General features: G+C 59.2%; 16 protein-coding genes. 6 read left to right on the forward strand and 10 right to left on the reverse strand.

The genetic code is table 11. The features are described from left to right. Positions 1-38: 38 nt before the first annotated feature. A complete protein-coding gene (locus ACR3EP_RS12545) occupies positions 39-1,211 on the reverse strand; it encodes an acetyl-CoA C-acyltransferase (RefSeq protein ID WP_170398261.1) in 1,173 nt (390 codons plus the stop codon). A 101-nt stretch (positions 1,212-1,312) separates the two neighbouring features. On the opposite strand from ACR3EP_RS12545, the gene ACR3EP_RS12550 reads away from it, so the two are divergent. From ACR3EP_RS12550 to ACR3EP_RS12560, 3 genes are all read left to right on the forward strand, one after another. Beyond that, positions 1,313-1,651 (forward strand): STAS domain-containing protein, encoded by a 339-nt coding sequence (locus ACR3EP_RS12550; RefSeq protein WP_480638097.1) that lies wholly within the window; start codon positions 1,313-1,315, stop codon positions 1,649-1,651. Positions 1,652-1,683: 32 nt separating this feature from the next. Continuing rightward, a complete protein-coding gene (locus tag ACR3EP_RS12555; RefSeq protein ID WP_480638099.1) occupies positions 1,684-2,124 on the forward strand; it encodes an ATP-binding protein in 441 nt (146 codons plus the stop codon). Positions 2,125-2,335: 211 nt separating this feature from the next. Beyond that, positions 2,336-3,913 (forward strand): gamma-glutamyltransferase family protein, encoded by a 1,578-nt coding sequence (locus ACR3EP_RS12560; RefSeq protein ID WP_480638101.1) that lies wholly within the window; start codon positions 2,336-2,338, stop codon positions 3,911-3,913. Positions 3,914-3,938: 25 nt separating this feature from the next. On the opposite strand, the gene hspQ is transcribed toward ACR3EP_RS12560, so the two are convergent. Beyond that, entirely contained in the window at positions 3,939-4,265 is a 327-nt protein-coding gene (hspQ, locus tag ACR3EP_RS12565) for a heat shock protein HspQ (protein WP_170351040.1), read from the reverse strand. Between the two features lie 80 nt (positions 4,266-4,345). Here hspQ and ACR3EP_RS12570 point away from each other — a divergent pair, with 80 nt between their 5' ends. Together ACR3EP_RS12570 and ACR3EP_RS12575 are read left to right on the forward strand one after the other, a co-directional pair. Beyond that, positions 4,346-5,227, forward strand: coding sequence for an AEC family transporter (locus tag ACR3EP_RS12570; RefSeq protein ID WP_170351041.1), 882 nt, complete (start codon positions 4,346-4,348; stop codon positions 5,225-5,227). Between the two features lie 60 nt (positions 5,228-5,287). Next, positions 5,288-5,869 (forward strand): transglycosylase SLT domain-containing protein, encoded by a 582-nt coding sequence (locus ACR3EP_RS12575; protein WP_170351042.1) that lies wholly within the window; start codon positions 5,288-5,290, stop codon positions 5,867-5,869. Between the two features lie 12 nt (positions 5,870-5,881). Here ACR3EP_RS12575 and ACR3EP_RS12580 read toward each other — a convergent pair whose 3' ends face one another. The 4 genes from ACR3EP_RS12580 to ACR3EP_RS12595 all read right to left on the reverse strand — a co-directional run bounded on the left by ACR3EP_RS12580 (position 5,882) and on the right by ACR3EP_RS12595 (position 12,049). After that, on the reverse strand, positions 5,882-6,478 hold the full coding sequence (locus ACR3EP_RS12580) for a LolA family protein (protein ID WP_480638103.1): 597 nt from the start codon (positions 6,476-6,478) through the stop codon (positions 5,882-5,884). Between the two features lie 39 nt (positions 6,479-6,517). Continuing rightward, the gene (locus ACR3EP_RS12585) at positions 6,518-9,415 is read right to left on the reverse strand and encodes a DNA translocase FtsK (RefSeq protein WP_170506721.1); all 2,898 of its coding nucleotides are present in this window, start codon (positions 9,413-9,415) and stop codon (positions 6,518-6,520) included. Between the two features lie 14 nt (positions 9,416-9,429). Beyond that, on the reverse strand, positions 9,430-10,611 hold the full coding sequence (locus ACR3EP_RS12590; RefSeq protein ID WP_480638105.1) for an aminotransferase class I/II-fold pyridoxal phosphate-dependent enzyme: 1,182 nt from the start codon (positions 10,609-10,611) through the stop codon (positions 9,430-9,432). A gap of 109 nt (positions 10,612-10,720) precedes the next feature. Then, a complete protein-coding gene (locus ACR3EP_RS12595; protein WP_480638107.1) occupies positions 10,721-12,049 on the reverse strand; it encodes an amidase in 1,329 nt (442 codons plus the stop codon). A 54-nt stretch (positions 12,050-12,103) separates the two neighbouring features. Between ACR3EP_RS12595 and ACR3EP_RS12600 the strand changes: the two genes are divergently transcribed. Further along, the gene (locus tag ACR3EP_RS12600; protein ID WP_425081809.1) at positions 12,104-13,366 is read left to right on the forward strand and encodes an FAD-dependent monooxygenase; all 1,263 of its coding nucleotides are present in this window, start codon (positions 12,104-12,106) and stop codon (positions 13,364-13,366) included. On the opposite strand, the gene ACR3EP_RS12605 is transcribed toward ACR3EP_RS12600, so the two are convergent. The 4 genes from ACR3EP_RS12605 to ACR3EP_RS12620 all read right to left on the reverse strand — a co-directional run bounded on the left by ACR3EP_RS12605 (position 13,363) and on the right by ACR3EP_RS12620 (position 15,996). Next, on the reverse strand, positions 13,363-13,548 hold the full coding sequence (locus ACR3EP_RS12605; protein ID WP_170351047.1) for a Trm112 family protein: 186 nt from the start codon (positions 13,546-13,548) through the stop codon (positions 13,363-13,365). The two genes, ACR3EP_RS12600 and ACR3EP_RS12605, sit on opposite strands and share 4 nt — an antisense overlap. Beyond that, positions 13,545-14,186, reverse strand: a complete 642-nt coding sequence (locus ACR3EP_RS12610) for an LON peptidase substrate-binding domain-containing protein (RefSeq protein WP_170362347.1) — start codon at positions 14,184-14,186, stop codon at positions 13,545-13,547. Before ACR3EP_RS12610 ends, ACR3EP_RS12605 begins: the two co-directional genes overlap by 4 nt. 27 nt (positions 14,187-14,213) lie before the next feature. Further along, positions 14,214-15,131 (reverse strand): thioredoxin, encoded by a 918-nt coding sequence (gene trxA, locus ACR3EP_RS12615; RefSeq protein ID WP_170378292.1) that lies wholly within the window; start codon positions 15,129-15,131, stop codon positions 14,214-14,216. Between the two features lie 76 nt (positions 15,132-15,207). Next, positions 15,208-15,996 carry an exodeoxyribonuclease III gene (locus tag ACR3EP_RS12620; RefSeq protein ID WP_170378290.1) on the reverse strand — a complete coding sequence of 263 codons (789 nt, stop codon included), beginning with the start codon at positions 15,994-15,996 and terminating at the stop codon, positions 15,208-15,210. Positions 15,997-16,113 lie beyond the last annotated feature (117 nt).

Raw genomic sequence — 16,113 nt, forward strand, 5'->3', positions numbered from 1 at the left:
AAAGGTTCATCCCGCAGTATGTGGAATAAACCCAAGCGTCAAACGCGTTCGATGGCGATGGCCGTGCCTTCGCCGCCACCGATGCAGATGGCAGCCACGCCGCGTTTGAGGTTCCGCTTTTCCAGCGCGTTGAGCAGAGTGACCATGATCCGCGCGCCCGAGGCGCCGATTGGATGCCCCAAAGCGCAGGCCCCGCCATTTACGTTCACCTTGTCGCGCGACAGGCCCATTTCGTGCATAAAGGCCATGGGTACAACGGCAAAGGCCTCGTTCACCTCCCACAGGTCGACGTCATCTTTGGACCAGCCGATATTCGACAGTAGTTTCTGTGCGGCCGGAACCGGCGCGGTCGTGAACAAACCCGGGGCCTGCGCGTGGCTGGCATGACCAATGATCCGGGCACGCACAGTCAGGCCCTGCGCTTCGGCCGCCTCAGCCGAAGCCAGTAGCAACGCGGCTGCCCCGTCAGAAATCGATGACGAATTGGCTGCCGTGACCGTCCCATCCTTACGAAAGGCAGGTTTCAGCGTCGGGATTTTATCTGGCCGGGCGGATTGCGGCTGTTCATCTTGGGCAAAAGTGACCTCGCCCTTGCGGGTCTTGGAGGTAACAGGTGTGATCTCACCCTCGAAGGCACCACTTTCCTGTGCAGACAGGGCGTTGGAAAGCGACTGCAGCGCGTATTCGTCCTGCGATTCTCGCGTGAATTGATAGGCTTCGGCGCAATCCTCGGCGAAGGTACCCATCAGGCGGCCTTTGTCATAGGCGTCCTCGAGGCCGTCCAGAAACATATGGTCAACCACCTGACCATGCCCGATGCGCGCACCGCCGCGCATTTTCGGCAACAGGTAAGGGGCGTTGGTCATACTCTCCATGCCACCTGCGATCATCGTATCAGCGTGACCCAGAGCAATCTGGTCAAATGCGATCATGGCAGCTTTCATTCCCGACCCGCACATCTTGTTCAGGGTTGTTGCGGGCACCTCTTCACCCAATCCCGCCGCAAATCCGGCCTGTCGTGCCGGGGCCTGGCCCTGGCCGGCGGGCAGAACACAGCCCATCAGCACCTCGTCGACCGTATCAGCGCCCGCGCCGTGCAGCGCAGCACGAATGGCGCTCCCGCCCAATTCAGCAGCGGCAATACCGTCGAACATACCCTGAAACCCGCCCATGGGCGTCCGCGCCGCCCCCGCGATAACAACCTGTTTCATCGCGATGATCCTCCTCTTTCAGCATTGATAGATACCGAATGGTAAGAATTGTCGTCTAGCGTATTTCTACTAGCGAGTTTCATATTAGAGGACCGTCGCGCATGGCCTTGACCAGCACAACGACCGACGCAACCCAAATTATCAAAGTGCATTCCGACCGGATTGATGCGGCCATGGCCATCCAGTTCAAGGAAGATATGCGCAATCAGGCCGAAGGCGGGGCCACACGCGTGGTGCTGGACCTGACCAGTGTCGAGTTCATAGATTCAAGTGGCTTAGGTGCCATCGTCGCCTCGATGAAACAGCTTGGAAATGAGCGCAGGCTGGACCTGGCTGGGCTGCACCCTTTTGTTGAAAAGGTATTCCGCCTGACCCGTATGGACACGGTGTTCAAACTGTATCCAACCCTGGAAGATGCCCTGTCGACCTCCGCGGATTGACCTAATTGACTATCTGAATAGGCGCGATGCCCATGTACAACGGCAAGTGTTTAGATCTGAGCTTCGCAGCAACTGAGACTGAGGCCAGTGCCGGGATCGCGCAACTCAGCCGGGGGTTGGCGACGCATGGGCTTCCGGCGCGCAAGGCGGGTGATGTAAAAATCGCGCTGGCCGAAGCAATCAATAACGTGGTCGAACACGCCTATGCCGACATAACTCCGGCCAAGGTGAAGGTTCGGTGCCGCCTGCATCAGAACTGGCTTGAGATTTTGATCTCGGACACCGGCAACCCGTTACCCGGATTTCGGGTACCTGACGGCATCCCGGCATCACTGGGATCGACGGTCGAAGACCTGCCCGAAGGTGGGTTCGGTTGGTTTCTAATCCATGAACTGACCAGCGATATCCGCTATGAACGAAGCAATGGTTGTAACCGGTTGTCGCTGCGCTTTGACTTTCCAGAGCCCGCCTAACGGCAAGAAAACGTCACAATAAGGCCCAGATCGAACCATTGTGACGCCGCAAACAAAGGGCAAAACAGTACCTGTAGCTCAGATAGCTTCCCTCGGCGCCACGTGTCACAGCCCCCACCCAGTGAACGGCGCCGAGGAACTTCCCTTTGATTTGACTGGACAACCCCGGACTGCGCGATACCTTCGGCGCGTTCAATCGGGGAATAATGTCATGCGGGATTTTCACTCACCGGGTCGATCCGAAGTTCTGGCGACCGAAGGGATGTGCGCCACGTCGCATCCCTTGGCCGCAAAGGTCGCTGTGGACATTCTTACCCAGGGTGGCAACGCAATGGATGCCGCCATCGCCGGGGCGGTGCTGTTGGGTATTTGTGAACCTCAGATGACCGGGTTGGGCGGCGATTGTTTCGTGCTGTACAACCGGGCAGGTGAGGATCAGATACGCGCCCTGAATGGTTCGGGCCGCGCGCCTGGAGCAGCTAACGCAGAAAAACTGCGGTCGCAGGGGCTGACAAAAGTGCCTTTGAACACAGCAGACGCTGTAACCATTCCCGGCGCCGTCGATGCGTTCTGTCATCTGGCGCAAACCGAAGGCAAACTGGGGCTTGAGGCCATTTTGCAACCCGCCATTCACTATGCCGAAGCTGGGGTGCCGGTTGCCCCAAGGGTGGCGTTTGATTGGGAAGCGGGGGCAGCCACTCTACAGGGGGCCGCGCGGACGCAATACCTGATCAATGACAGTGCTCCTAAGACTGGGCAGGTGTTTCGCTCTCGCGGGCAAGCCGAAGTCTTGCGCCAGATTGCTCGTACCGGGCGGGATGCGTTTTACTCTGGTGACATTGCCGAGGACATGGTCGCTGCACTCACCCAACTGGGCGGCGTTCACACGATTGAGGATTTTCTGGCCACCGCATGCACTGAAACACAGCCTGTCAGCGGTGACTACAATGGGTTGGAGTTGGTTGAACATCCACCAAATGGCCAGGGCGCCACGGCCATTCTTTTGCTGAATATCCTCAAGAACTTCGACCTAGCCTGCATGGACCTGTTCGGGGCGCAGCGTCTGCATATTGAGGCGGAGGCTTCGAAACTCGCCTATGACGCGCGCAACCGCTTTATCGCCGATCCCGATCATACAACACATGCGGATCGGTTCACGGATCAGGATGTGGCCGACAGGCTGGCCGCGCTAATCGACCCGAAACGCGCCATGCCCGCCGCCGCCCCGCTGACCGAGGCTATTCACAAGGACACCGTCTATATCACCGTTGTGGATCGGGACAGAATGGCGGTTTCGCTGATCTATTCCATCTTTCACAGTTTCGGTTCGGGGATCGCATCCGAAAAATACGGCATTCTGCTACAAAACCGAGGCGCAGGCTTTACCCTGCAATCGGGTCATCCGAATGAACTGGGCGGCGGCAAACGCCCCATGCACACAATCATTCCGGGGCTGTTGACGCAAAATGGTCGTGTGCTGATGCCGTTCGGCGTGATGGGTGGCGCCTATCAACCCACCGGCCACGCCCGGTTTGTGTCAAATTTGACGGACCACGGGTTGGGCCTTCAGGCCAGCATCGAGGCACCGCGCGCCTTTGCCGACAATGGCGTATTAAAGCTGGAACGCGGAATTTCGCCCAGCACCGCCCAACAATTGCGTGATTTAGGACACACTGTAGAGATTCCAGAAACGCCATTGGGTGGCGCACAAGCTATTCGAATCTGTGAGGATGGCGTTTTGCAAGGCGCAAGCGATCCGCGAAAAGACGGGTGCGCCCTTGGATACTGACGGGCCGACGCCCGGCCAAGCACCTTCAGTTCAGATGGAAATGGAGCGGATAGGCGCCGTTTTCGAACGGGCCGAACATATCGGGGATATCGGGGTGTTCGACCGGTTCGCCCGACTGGTCAGCGATCAGATTTTGTTCAGAAACATAAGCCACATAGAAGGATTGGTCGTTTTCCGCCAACAAGTGGTAAAACGGCTGATCTTTGACCGGGCGGCTGTCTTCGGGGATGGCCTGATACCATTCTTCCGTGTTCGCAAACTCGGGGTCCACGTCAAAAATCACCCCTCGGAAGGGATGTTTTTTATGACGGACGATCTGTCCCAGGCCGTACTTGGCGTGTGTCTTCAGCATAGTTTATGCCCCCATTGAACTTACTACCTCTTTCCGGGCCGAAATGCCAATCATTGATCCGTAAATAAGGGAAACAGTCTGTGAACCTCTTGCTGACAGTATTCGAAATCGTGGCCCCGGTGTTTATTCTGGCGGGCATCGGTTTTGCTTGGGTCAAGCTGGGATTCGAGTATCGCCTGCAATTCGTCACACGCTTTGCCATGACCCTTGCTGTGCCCAGCCTGATCTTTGTGGCGCTGATGCAAACCGACATTCCGGGCGGCGATCTTTCCCGTTTTACCGTTGCGACAATCGTTGCCAATCTGGTGATGGCAGCGGTCTTCTGGCTGATCGTCCGGGGGCTGAAACTTGAACAGCGCACCTATCTTTCGCCGCTGATATTCGGAAATACCGGAAATTTGGGTCTTCCTTTGTGCATTTTCGCCTTTGGCCAGGCAGGGTTGGGCTATGCGGTCATTTTCCTGTCAGTAACAGCGTTGTTTTCGTTTACTTACGGCATCTACCTTGTGGCCGGAAAAGGCGCGTTCGGCAAAGTCGTGCGCGAACCGATGGTCTGGGCCACCCTATTGGGGGCGGTGTTTTTGTGGCGCGGATGGCAGACGCCCCTGTTTCTGACTAACACATTGGAATTGTTGGGCCAGATGGCAGTGCCCCTGATGCTGATAACGCTGGGCGTGGCGGTTGCGCGGCTGACAACGCACCGGCTGAGTCAGGCGGTCTGGCTGTCATTTCTTAAACTGGCTGTCTGTTTCGCCCTGGGCTGGTCTGTTGCGCTGATCTTCAAACTCGAAGCCGTGGCCTTTGGCGTTCTGGTGCTGCAGATGTGTACTCCGGTGGCAGTAACCTCATACCTGCTGGCCGAGCGGTTCGATGCCGATTCCGACGCGGTTGCCGGGATGGTCATGGTCTCAACAGCGTTGTCCGTGGGCGCATTACCTATAATTCTCGCGATTATTCTGTAGCGATTGTGATTCCCTAAACGCTCAATCTGCGCTAGAATAAAGAAAAAAGGCACGAGGCACATGAGCAGAATTCTTATCGTACTCTTCGGGGTGCTGCTTTTGGCATCCTGTGGTGGTGGGTCCAAGCAACCACCCAGCAAATTGAATGACGCGTGCAGCATTGCGCGCGAACGGCCCGATTATATGAAGGCCTTTAAGAGCACCGAGCGCAAATGGGGCGTCCCGGTTCATGTACAAATGGCGACGATCTATCAGGAAAGCCGCTATAAGCATGACGCACGCACGCCGCATAATTACGTTCTGGGTGTGATTCCGATGGGCCGGCAGAGCAGCGCATATGGCTTCAGTCAAGCGTTGGATGGCACCTGGGATGAATACCAGCGCGAGACCGGCAAGCGCCGGGCCAAGCGTGACCGTATCCGCGATGCGTCTGACTTTATCGGCTGGTATATGAACAAAAGTTATCAGCGGAACGGCATTCACCCCAGCGACACCCGCAACCAGTATCTAGCCTATCACGAAGGCCACACTGGCTATGCCAGGGGCAGCCACTATAGCAAGACCTGGTTGCTGAATGTCGCCAATGATGTGGATGCGCGCGCCAAACTTTACCAAGCGCAACTGTCCGGTTGCCGCTATTGACCAGAACGCGGGTCAGCGATTGCCTGACCCGCTTCTTTTCGCTTTGGTAAACAGATCTCGGCTCAGGTTGCTGTCTGTATCCAGTTGACCCAACAGCACGGTTGTTTTCGTGCCCGCATTGTCATGGATCACCCATTTGCGCAGCTCAACCGGGTTGTCGGTGAACATCAGCTCGATCCGTCCGCTATCGGGGTTTTTCGGGTCTTGGGCGGTGACAACTGTGGCGGTGCCGTCGAAGTCATGAGCCACAACCATATTTGCCTGCCCCAAGTTCACGTTACGCGCCAGCACCAGTGACAGCGGTGTCCGATTCAGAGGGTATTGCTCGGGCGGCTGGTTCGACTTGGGGTCGAAGATTTGCACCGTGCCCGTATTGGCCAGAACAACGGCACTGTTGGGCGGATCATATTCGAACCGCATCTTGCCCGGCCGCTGCATCCACAGCTTGCCGGTACTCAACGAGCCGTCATCATTGACCTGAGTGAATGTCGTCTCAACGGTATCTAGACCGTTCAGATAATTGGATATCTGCGACAATGGCAGTTTGTCGGCCGCCCAGGCGGCAGGTGCGGCCAGGGTCAGAGCAAGGGCAAAAGCAATCTGTTTCATAAAACCCAGATAAGCGCTTTGCCCTTGTTATTAAATATCCTACTGCTCGGGGACGAGGATTTCCCGCTTACCGACGTGATTTGCAGAAGAAACAACGCCCTCGTCCTCCATCTGCTCAACCAACCGCGCGGCCTTGTTGTAGCCAATGGCAAGTTTCCGCTGGATGTATGAGGTCGAACATTTGCGATCTTTGATCACAATCGCCACGGCCTGATCATAGAGGGCATCTTCGCCGTTCGTATTGCCACCCGTGTTCAGACCCAGAACGGCATCGATATTGTCAGCCTTCTCATCTGCCGGTCCATCGACAACGCCGCTCATGTAATCCGGCGGGCCGAACTGTTTCAGGTGATTGACGATTTCTTCGACCTCTTCGTCCGAGACAAATGGCCCGTGGCAGCGGGTGATCTTGGCCCCACCGGCCATATACAGCATATCGCCCTGCCCCAGCAGTTGTTCAGCACCCATTTCGCCCAGAATGGTGCGGCTGTCGACTTTCGAGGTCACCTGGAACGAAATCCGGGTCGGGAAGTTCGCCTTGATCGTACCGGTGATCACATCGACCGAGGGACGCTGCGTAGCCATGATCAAGTGAATACCCGAGGCCCGCGCCATTTGCGCCAGACGCTGAATGCAAGCTTCGATCTCTTTGCCCGCGACCATCATCAGGTCGGCCATCTCGTCGACTATGACAACGATATAGGGCATCGACTCGGGGGCGAATTCTTCGGTCTCGAACATCGGTTCGCCGGTTTCGTCATCGAACCCGGTCTGGACCGTGCGGCTGAACAACTCGCCCTTGGCCAACGCGTCCTTCACACGGCCGTTGTAGCCCGCGATATTACGCACGCCCATCTTGGACATCTTGCGATAGCGGTCCTCCATCTCGCCCACGACCCATTTCAGGGCCACAACCGCCTTTTTCGGGTCGGTTACAACGGGCGACAGCAGATGCGGGATGCCGTCATAAACTGACAGTTCCAACATCTTCGGATCGATCATGATCAGGCGGCATTCGTCCGGTGACAACTTGTACAACAGCGACAGGATCATGGTGTTGATCGCTACCGATTTGCCGGACCCCGTGGTCCCCGCGATCAGCAGGTGAGGCATTTTCGCAAGGTTCGCCACCACGGATTCACCGCCGATATCCTTGCCCAAGGCCAGAGGCAGCGCATGGTTACCGTCACCAAAATCTCGGCTGGCCAGAATTTCGCGCAGAACCACCATCTCACGGTTTTCGTTGGGCAGTTCGATCCCGATCACCGAGCGGCCCGGCAGAGTCGAAACCCGGGCCGACAACGCCGACATCGAACGGGCAATGTCGTCGGCCAGACCGATCACACGGCTGGCTTTCAGGCCCGGCGCCGGTTCCAGTTCGTACATGGTGACAACCGGGCCGGGGCGGACGCTGGTGATCTCACCCTTGACGCCATAGTCATCCAGCACGTTTTCAAGCATCCGCGCGTTTTCTTCCAACGCCTCGTCGCTAAGGTGATGGCGCTGAATGCTGGCGGGGTTGGACAACAGGCTCAGCGGCGGCAATTCAAAATCGGAATGCCGCTCCTCGAATGACAGGGTCGGCTGCGCCTCGGCTTGAGCCCGGCGCGAAGGCGGCGGGGTCCGGCGCACGGGCTGTGCCACCACCGGTTTGCGCGGCTCGGCCACCGGGATTTTCATCGCAGATCGCTGCTGTGGCGCGGGTTCGGGCGCGTCCTCGAACACGGCTTCGTCTTCGAAATCCGGCTCGGGCGCAAAGTCCTGATGCAGCGGTTCTTGCTGCCACTCTGGCGCGGATTCTGCTGTCAGCATCGGTTCTGGCGGCAGTCCAGCCGAGGTCATCGGCGGTTCGGGCGGTAGCTCGTCGCCACCTCTGGGGTTCAGGATCAGCGGATCGGGCCCCCGGCCCCGCCCCTTGGTCAGCGGCAGGTTCGGATCAGGCTCGGGGGTCATTTCGCCGATCGCGACCTTGCGGTTGCGCACAGCGGCAGAGATCTTGGATCGGATACGATCCTCACCCGGCATTTCGTCAAACCCAGCAACGGGTTCAGGATCGACCAGCTCGGGCTCGATCATCGGCTCGGGACGGCGGATCAGGCTGGGCATCCGCGCCAACAAGCCCGGCTTTGCGGGCTCGGGTTCGTCATAGTCCGGCTCTTCGAACACCGGATCGGCATAGGCCAGATCATCGTCAAACACGGCTTCCGCCGCTTCCGTACGGGCGGCCTTGCGTTCCTCCCACTGCGTGCGACGGTCGCGAGCGGCCTGCGCGGTGGCAGTGGCCCCACGGCCCAGCAGGTTCATCAGCATGTCATAGGACATGACCAAGCCCAGCAAGAAGGCGCGGAAGCCCTTGCGCACATCCGCTTTGGTGAAACCCAGCACAAAAACACCCAGCGCCAACATCCCGGCAGCCATGGCCAGTGACATCAGCTTGACCATGAAATGCGAGGAAATCGGCAGCAGCGTCAGAAGCGCGCCCATTACGGTATCGCCGAACAGACCACCCAGACCAAAGCTGTGGGTCGCACGCCACGCCTCCCCCGGCACCAGCGTCGCGGCGTAGACCGAGACTATGGCAATCCAGATCGGCGCAAAGATCAGGCGGCCAACCGCGCGCTCCTCGCCGAAATGCCCAGCAAAGCGCACGCCCCAACCGATCAGCACCAGCGCGATACTCCAGCTGCCCCAACCTACGATCATGAACAACGGTGCGGCGATTGAGGCACCAATCCGCCCCATCCAGTTTTGCACCGGCGCGTCCGTTGAAACCATCCAATTCGGATCATCCGGCGTGTAGGACCAGATCATCGCGGCGGCGGCCAGGCCCAGCAGGATCAGGGCGATCCCGATCAGCTCTTTGCTGCGCCGTTCAATCGCGGCCTGAGTCGTGCTGTCCAGCAATGGATCGCGGTTGCGCGCGTTATAAGATGCCATTTTGCCCTCGTACCTCACGAATAGATGCAGTCGCGGAGCATGATCAGCCCGCGCTTCATCTCTGTTTTTGGGGCCACCATGGCGACCCGGATAAATTGTTCGCCCGGGTTTTGCCCCGGATCGCCTTGAGAAAGATATGCGCCCGGCAGCACCCGTACCCCGGTCAGCTGCCAAAGCTTCAATGCGGTTTCTTCGCCGTTTTCGACCGGTAGCCACAGGAAAAACCCCGCCTCTGGCGGCATATAACCCTGAACATTGGCAAATACCTCATCGGCAATCGCGTATTTTTCCTGATACAGCGCGCGGTTCTCGGCCACATGCGCCTCATCCGCCCAAACCCGTGCCGCTGCGGCCTGCAAGGGGGCTGGTAAGGGCGCGCCCGCGTAACTGCGCAACTGCTTGACCCGTTTGATCGTCTCAGGCCCGCCCGCAATCAGGCCGGACCGCAGCCCTGCCAGATTGGACCGTTTTGACAGCGAGTTGAACAGGGTGACCCGTTCGGGATCGGCCCCCAGTTCCTGCGCTATGGTCAGAGCTCCCGCGGGGGCATCATTGCGATAAATCTCGGAATAACACTCATCCGCGAAAATGCGGAAATCGTATTTCTCGGCCAATTGGATCAGTTCGGCCCAATAATCGCGCGAGGCAACGGCCCCCTGCGGGTTGGCGGGTGAGCAGATATAGGCCACAGCGGTGCGGTTCAGCACGTCCTCGGGCAATCCAGCGTAATCGGGCAGATGACCCGTTGCGGCGGTTGCGGGCACAAAGACCGGCTCGGCCGCAACCGAGATCGAGGCGACCATATAAACCTGATAAAACGGGTTCGGGCACAGGACGACCGGTTTTTGGCCGTTCTTCTGTTCCGGGCACAGCGCCATGGCGGCGTTATACAACCCTTCGCGCGTGCCGTTCAGCGCCATCACGTTGGTTTCGGGGTCCATCGCCACGCCATAGCGGCGCTTGATCCAGTCGGTGATCGCGCCGCGCAGCTCGGGCGAGCCTTCGTTTGGCGGATAGCCCTGAAACCCAGCAGCGTTTTCCATGATCACATCCGTCACCCAAGCCGGGAAGTCATGCATCGGGGCGCCGATGGTCATGTGAATCACATCTCCGCCCGGCTGGTGGTGGTCCAGCAGGGTGCGCAGACGCGGAAATGCGTATTCCGGTAGGTTCGAAAACCGCTCGGGGAAATTCATAACTGCTGCCTCAATATCGGGATCATTTTCGCCCCGTTTTTTTAGCAGATTACAGGCCGCACCCCGCTTCGTCCAGACAAAGAGGTGCCGAATCAGGGGATTGTGGCATTCAGGCCAATGCTGCTTCGGCTGCTGATCCAAGTCGCAAAAGCACTTCTTCCGAGCCCGGATAACCTAACATCATCAGCCCACAACCGGGGGTGCCGGTGGGCAGGGTCAGGGCTGCAAGCCCCATCAGGTTGCCAATCCGCGTATTGCGCAGCGCCAGCAGGTTTTCGGTGACGTAATAGTCGTGATCCGTCATCAACCGCTCCAGATTCGGTGGCAGAATCGGGGCTGTCGGGGCCAGAACGGCGTCAAAGCCAGAGGTTGCCGCATCCCAAGCGGCCCGGCAGGCTTTCAGTTTGGACCATGCGGCGACGTAATCGGGGCCGGAGGTATCCTTGCCTGCACGGAACCGAGCCAGAATTTCGGGATACATGGCGTCAGGGTTCGCCTCGATCACGTCGCGCCACAAGCCATAGGCTTCGGTGGTGTAGAGAATGCCCGAAAGCCCCATCGCCTCATCCAGTTCGGGCACTTCCAATGGCACGATTTCCGCGCCAGCATCGCGCAACCGGTCAACAGCGTCGTCAAAAGCATTGCGGGGCGCATCGCGTAGGTCGTCCTTGGCGACGTTCTGCAGATCAGCAAAGCGCCGACCTTTCAGGCTGGACCCCCGCAGGTCCGCCGGTGTACCTCCTTCCAACAGCGCCAGCATATGCGCGGCATCCTCAACCGACCGGGTCAGCGGACCGGCGGTGTCGAATCGCAGGCACAAGGGCACTACACCTTCCAGGCTGATCCGTCCGGCGGTGGTTTTAAGCCCCACCAAGTTGTTCCAGGCCGCGGGGATGCGGACCGATCCGCCGGTGTCCGAGCCGATCCCGCCAGCCGCCAATCCCCAGGCCACCGATGCCCCGGCACCAGACGAGGATCCACCCGGCACCGCCTCTACATCATCGACGCAGGGCGGCGTGCCAGTAATTGGGTTCAGGCCAAGGCCGGAAAAAGCCAGCTCGCTCATATGGGTTTTGCCCAGACAGACCGCCCCCAACGCGGTGGCGTTGCGCACCACGACCGCGTCAGTTTCCGGCACCCGACCTTTCAGCAAGGCCGACCCGGACTCGGTTCCGATACCGGCAGTGTCGAACAGGTCTTTCCAACTGATCGGCACCCCATCCAAAAGCGACAGACGCTGCCCCTGCTTGGCGCGGGCTTGAGCCGCTGCCGCCTCAGACCTGGCGCGATCATGGGTGACACGGGCATAGATTCGGTCACTGTGGGGATGTTCGTCGATGGCCGACAGGTATGTTTCGGTCAATTCCACCGGGTCAATCCGCCCCATACCGATGCCCCGACCCAGATCACACGCCGTCATGGTCAGCCAATCCTGCATCACCGCCCCCTTGAAAAAATTGCGCTTTGACGGACGGTAGCGACAGGACCGCACATGGACAATCCCGAATGGGCGCGCATATTGCGGGGCATGGAACAAACCTCGGATATCCTGATCGTGGGCGGCGGCCTGAACGGCCCGGCATTGGCTTTGGCACTGGCGCAGACCGGCCATTCGGTCACCGTGATTGACGCGCTGGCGGAAAAAGTGCGCAAGAACGCAGCCTTTGATGGGCGTGCCTATGCGCTGGCGCTAGCCTCGCAAAGGTTGTTGGATGCGATCGGGGTCTGGGATCGCGTGGCCGAACACGCCCAGCCGATGTTGGAAATCAAGGTCACCGATGGGCATGCAGGCGTTGGGCCATCCCCGTTCTTCATGCATTTCGACCATGCCGAGATCGAAGAAGGTCCGATGGGCTATATGGTCGAAGACCGTCACCTGCGTCGCGCCTTTATGAACGCCATGGCCGAGGAAAAAGGCATCGCAGAAATCAGCGGCAGAACCGTTGTCGCGCAGGATTGCGATGCGACCGGCGTGACGCTGACCTTGGACGATGGCACCACACTGACCGGTTCAATGCTGGTCGGTTGCGACGGTCGCCGCAGCGGGACCGCCACGCGGGCGGGCATCAAGCGTACTGGCTGGGATTACGGCCAGACCGCACTGGTCTGCGCCATCGAACATGACCTGCCCCACCACGGCGTTGCCCACCAGTTCTTCATGCCACCCGGCCCGCTAGCCATTCTGCCCCTGACCGGCAATCGCAGTTCGATCGTCTGGAGCGAACGGACCGAGACGGCCCAGCACATCAACACCCTGCCCGAAGACGAGTACCTGCAGGTCCTGCGCCCCCGGTTCGGAGATTTTCTGGGCGATATCCGCCTGCAGGGCGACCGGTTCACCTATCCGCTGAACCTGACCATCGCCAATTCCTTCATTGGCGACCGAATGGCCCTGGTCGGAGACGCCGCCCACGGCATGCACCCCATCGCGGGGCAAGGCCTGAACGCGGGTCTGCGTGATGTCGGGGCTCTGGCCGAGGTGCTAACACTGGCCGGACGGCGCGGCGAGGATATCGGATCTGTCCTGGTGCTGGAACGCTATCAGGAATGGCGGCGGTTCGACACGGCGGCGCTGGCTATGGCGACAGACGTGTTCAACAAGCTGTTTTCCAACGACAACCCACTGCTGCGGATCGGGCGCGACATTGGAATGGGAATTGTGGGATCGCTGCCCGGCCTGCGCCGTGGCTTCGTGCGTGAGGCCGCCGGGCTGACCGGAGACCTGCCAAAACTGCTGCAGGGTCGCGCGATTTAGTCTAGTTCTCGCGCCTCATCGACCAACATCACCGGAATCCCATTTCGGATCGGAAAGGCCAGATTGGCCGCCTTGGACACCAGTTCCTGCTTGTCGGCATCGTAGTGCAAAGTCGTGTGTGTCTGCGGACAAATCAGAGCCTCAAGCATATGCCGGTCGAAAGGGTGTTGGGGTTCGGTCATTGCAGTTTTTCCTCATTCGTGCCGCCGCGCATGGCGAATTCTATCAGTGTCGTTAGTGTCTCGCGCCGGGTGCGCAGACAGGGGGCCTCAAGCAGCGCTTGTTTTTCCTCGGGATCGAAATCCAGCAGCATCGACAGTGAATTCACCAGCAACTCATCATCTGCGTCTTTCAACGTATCCCAATCGGTCGAAAGCTGGCGCGAGGCGAAAAACCGTTCCAACAAGCCCAAAAATGCGCTGCGGTCGAAACTATCGTCCATCTCGGCCCGGCCCAAATCCCGATCAAACCCACCCCACGACACGGCACAGCGCCGGTAAGGTGTAAAGGCGTCCAACTCGGATTGGACGCGGAACCGTGAAATCCCGGTCAGGGTAATCAGGTAACGGCCATCTTCGGTTTCCGAAAATTGCGTCACACGCCCAGCACAGCCGATCTGGTGCAGCTTATCTTCGTTGCTGTGACATGGGTTCGGCTGCACCATGCCGATCAGCCGCTCCTGCGTTTTCAGTGCGTCGTCCAGCATCTGCAGATAGCGCGGCTCGAAAATATGCAGCGGCAGGCGCGAGCGGGGCAACAACAGCGCCCCCGGCAATGGAAAAACGGATACCGTTTCCGGCAGATCAGCGGGATGCATCATGTATCCGAGTGTAGCTCTGATCCCGAATTAGGCAAATATCATCGAGCTGAGCTTGCGCCGCCCGTTCAGAACGATCGGATCATTGGGTTTTAGCGCGTCGAAGATGGTGAACAGCTGCGCCTTGGCGGCACCGTCATTCCATTCGCGATCACGGCGGAACAGGTCCAGCAACTGCGCCACGGCCTCCTCCACATTGCCATTGGCGTGCAGTGCCTGCGCCAGATCGAACCGGGCCTGAAGGTTGTCGGGATCAGCCTCGACCGCAGCGGTCAGTTCGGCCACCGGACCGGCATCAGCGGCCTGCTTGGCCAGTTCCAGCTGCGCATGCGCCGCCTCCACCTCGGCCGAGGTAGAAATCTCGGCAGGTGCGCCGTTCAGAATGGCTTCGGCCTGTTCCAAATCGCCTGACGCGATGTGTGCGCGAACCAGCCCGCCGTAAGCCCCGGCATGGTTCGGATCTTCGCCCAAAATCGCAGCAAAGGTTTGGGCCGCATCAACAGCGGCGCCATCGGCCAGCATATCTTCGGCAGCTTCGACTGCATCATCCAGCTGCCCACCGGGGCTTTCGCCGCCCGCGGCTTCGATCACACGATCAACAAAAGCCTTGATTTCCGAGCCCGGCTGAGCGCCCTGAAACCCGTCGATGGGCTGACCTTTAAAAAAGGCATAAACGGTCGGGATCGACTGAATGCGCATTTGCGACGCGATCATCTGCGCCTCATCCACGTTGATCTTGACCATCTTCACCGCGCCCTTGGCAGCGGTTACAGCTTCTTCCAGGGCGGGCCCCAGCGTCTTGCATGGCCCGCACCAAGGCGCCCAGAAATCAACGATGACAGGCGTTTCCTGAGAGGCCTCGACCACGTCGACCATAAAGGTCGCCTCGGACCCGTCCTTGATCAGATCGGTGGCCTCGGGGCTGGCTGCGGCGTTCAGAAGATCCATGGTTTTCACTCTCCGGTTCGAACTTGCGCCCTATATGCAACCGCTGGCAGCGGAAACCAAGGGCAGAGTTGCGTAATTACAGGTCAAAACTGGCAAAAACGGGTGCGTGGTCGCTGGGTTTTTCCCATCCGCGCGCGTCGCGCAGGACGCGGCTGGAGTGGCCCGCGTTCGAGATATCGGGCGTGGCCCAGACGTGATCCAGCCGCCGCCCCTTGTCAGCGGCGTCCCAATCGCGCGCGCGATAGGACCACCAACTGTACAATTGCCCCTCGGGAATATCCTGGCGGGTGATATCAACCCAACCGCCTGCATCCTGGGTTTCAGCCAGCGCTTCGACCTCGATCGGTGTGTGCGAAACAACCTTGAGCAGTTGTTTGTGCGACCAGACGTCATCCTCGCGCGGGGCGATGTTCAGATCCCCCACCAGAATGGATTTTTCCGGCTTTTCCGTATGGAACCAATCGCGCATGTCGCTGAGGTAGTCGAGCTTTTGCCCGAACTTCTCATTCTTTTCACGATCCGGCACGTCGCCACCAGCCGGGACATAGAAATTGTGGATTGTGACCCCGTTTTCCAACCGTCCGGCAATGTGTCGCGCGTGACCGAGACCCGCGAAATCCTTGTCGCCGACCTCTTCCATTGGTAGCCGAGACAGGATGGCGACGCCGTTATACCCCTTTTGCCCACGTGCGATCATGTGGGTGTAGCCCAGCTCGGCAAACCCCTCGGTCGGGATCTTTTCAACCGGCGACTTGCACTCCTGCAGACACAGAACATCCGGCGCTTCCTCCTGCAGCAATTTCAGCACGATAGGCTCGCGCAGGCGGACCGAGTTGATGTTCCAGGTGGCAAGGGTAAAGGGCATGGGGGATTCCTCTGTCGCAATTGGCGCAGGTTAGCGTGGCGTTTCCGCCGGTGCCACGAGAAAAAATTGTCCTGAGCCAGTTTTTGGTTTTGAGGGCAAACGGGCTCAATCCACCAC

The sequence above is a fragment of the Ruegeria sp. BB10 genome (assembly GCF_056535725.1).

Excerpts from the sequence above, each read along its gene's own strand:
- ACR3EP_RS12545 (WP_170398261.1), bottom strand. The coding sequence starts at position 1,211 with ATGAAACAGGTTGTTATCGCGGGGGCGGCGCGGACGCCCATGGGCGGG.
- ACR3EP_RS12550 (WP_480638097.1), top strand. The coding sequence starts at position 1,313 with ATGGCCTTGACCAGCACAACGACCGACGCAACCCAAATTATCAAAGTG.
- ACR3EP_RS12555 (WP_480638099.1), top strand. The coding sequence starts at position 1,684 with ATGTACAACGGCAAGTGTTTAGATCTGAGCTTCGCAGCAACTGAGACT.
- ACR3EP_RS12560 (WP_480638101.1), top strand. The coding sequence starts at position 2,336 with ATGCGGGATTTTCACTCACCGGGTCGATCCGAAGTTCTGGCGACCGAA.
- hspQ (WP_170351040.1), bottom strand. The coding sequence starts at position 4,265 with ATGCTGAAGACACACGCCAAGTACGGCCTGGGACAGATCGTCCGTCAT.
- ACR3EP_RS12575 (WP_170351042.1), top strand. The coding sequence starts at position 5,288 with ATGAGCAGAATTCTTATCGTACTCTTCGGGGTGCTGCTTTTGGCATCC.
- ACR3EP_RS12580 (WP_480638103.1), bottom strand. The coding sequence starts at position 6,478 with ATGAAACAGATTGCTTTTGCCCTTGCTCTGACCCTGGCCGCACCTGCC.
- ACR3EP_RS12585 (WP_170506721.1), bottom strand. The coding sequence starts at position 9,415 with ATGGCATCTTATAACGCGCGCAACCGCGATCCATTGCTGGACAGCACG.
- ACR3EP_RS12590 (WP_480638105.1), bottom strand. The coding sequence starts at position 10,611 with ATGAATTTCCCCGAGCGGTTTTCGAACCTACCGGAATACGCATTTCCG.
- ACR3EP_RS12595 (WP_480638107.1), bottom strand. The coding sequence starts at position 12,049 with ATGCAGGATTGGCTGACCATGACGGCGTGTGATCTGGGTCGGGGCATC.
- ACR3EP_RS12600 (WP_425081809.1), top strand. The coding sequence starts at position 12,104 with ATGGACAATCCCGAATGGGCGCGCATATTGCGGGGCATGGAACAAACC.
- ACR3EP_RS12605 (WP_170351047.1), bottom strand. The coding sequence starts at position 13,548 with ATGACCGAACCCCAACACCCTTTCGACCGGCATATGCTTGAGGCTCTG.
- ACR3EP_RS12610 (WP_170362347.1), bottom strand. The coding sequence starts at position 14,186 with ATGATGCATCCCGCTGATCTGCCGGAAACGGTATCCGTTTTTCCATTG.
- trxA (WP_170378292.1), bottom strand. The coding sequence starts at position 15,131 with ATGGATCTTCTGAACGCCGCAGCCAGCCCCGAGGCCACCGATCTGATC.
- ACR3EP_RS12620 (WP_170378290.1), bottom strand. The coding sequence starts at position 15,996 with ATGCCCTTTACCCTTGCCACCTGGAACATCAACTCGGTCCGCCTGCGC.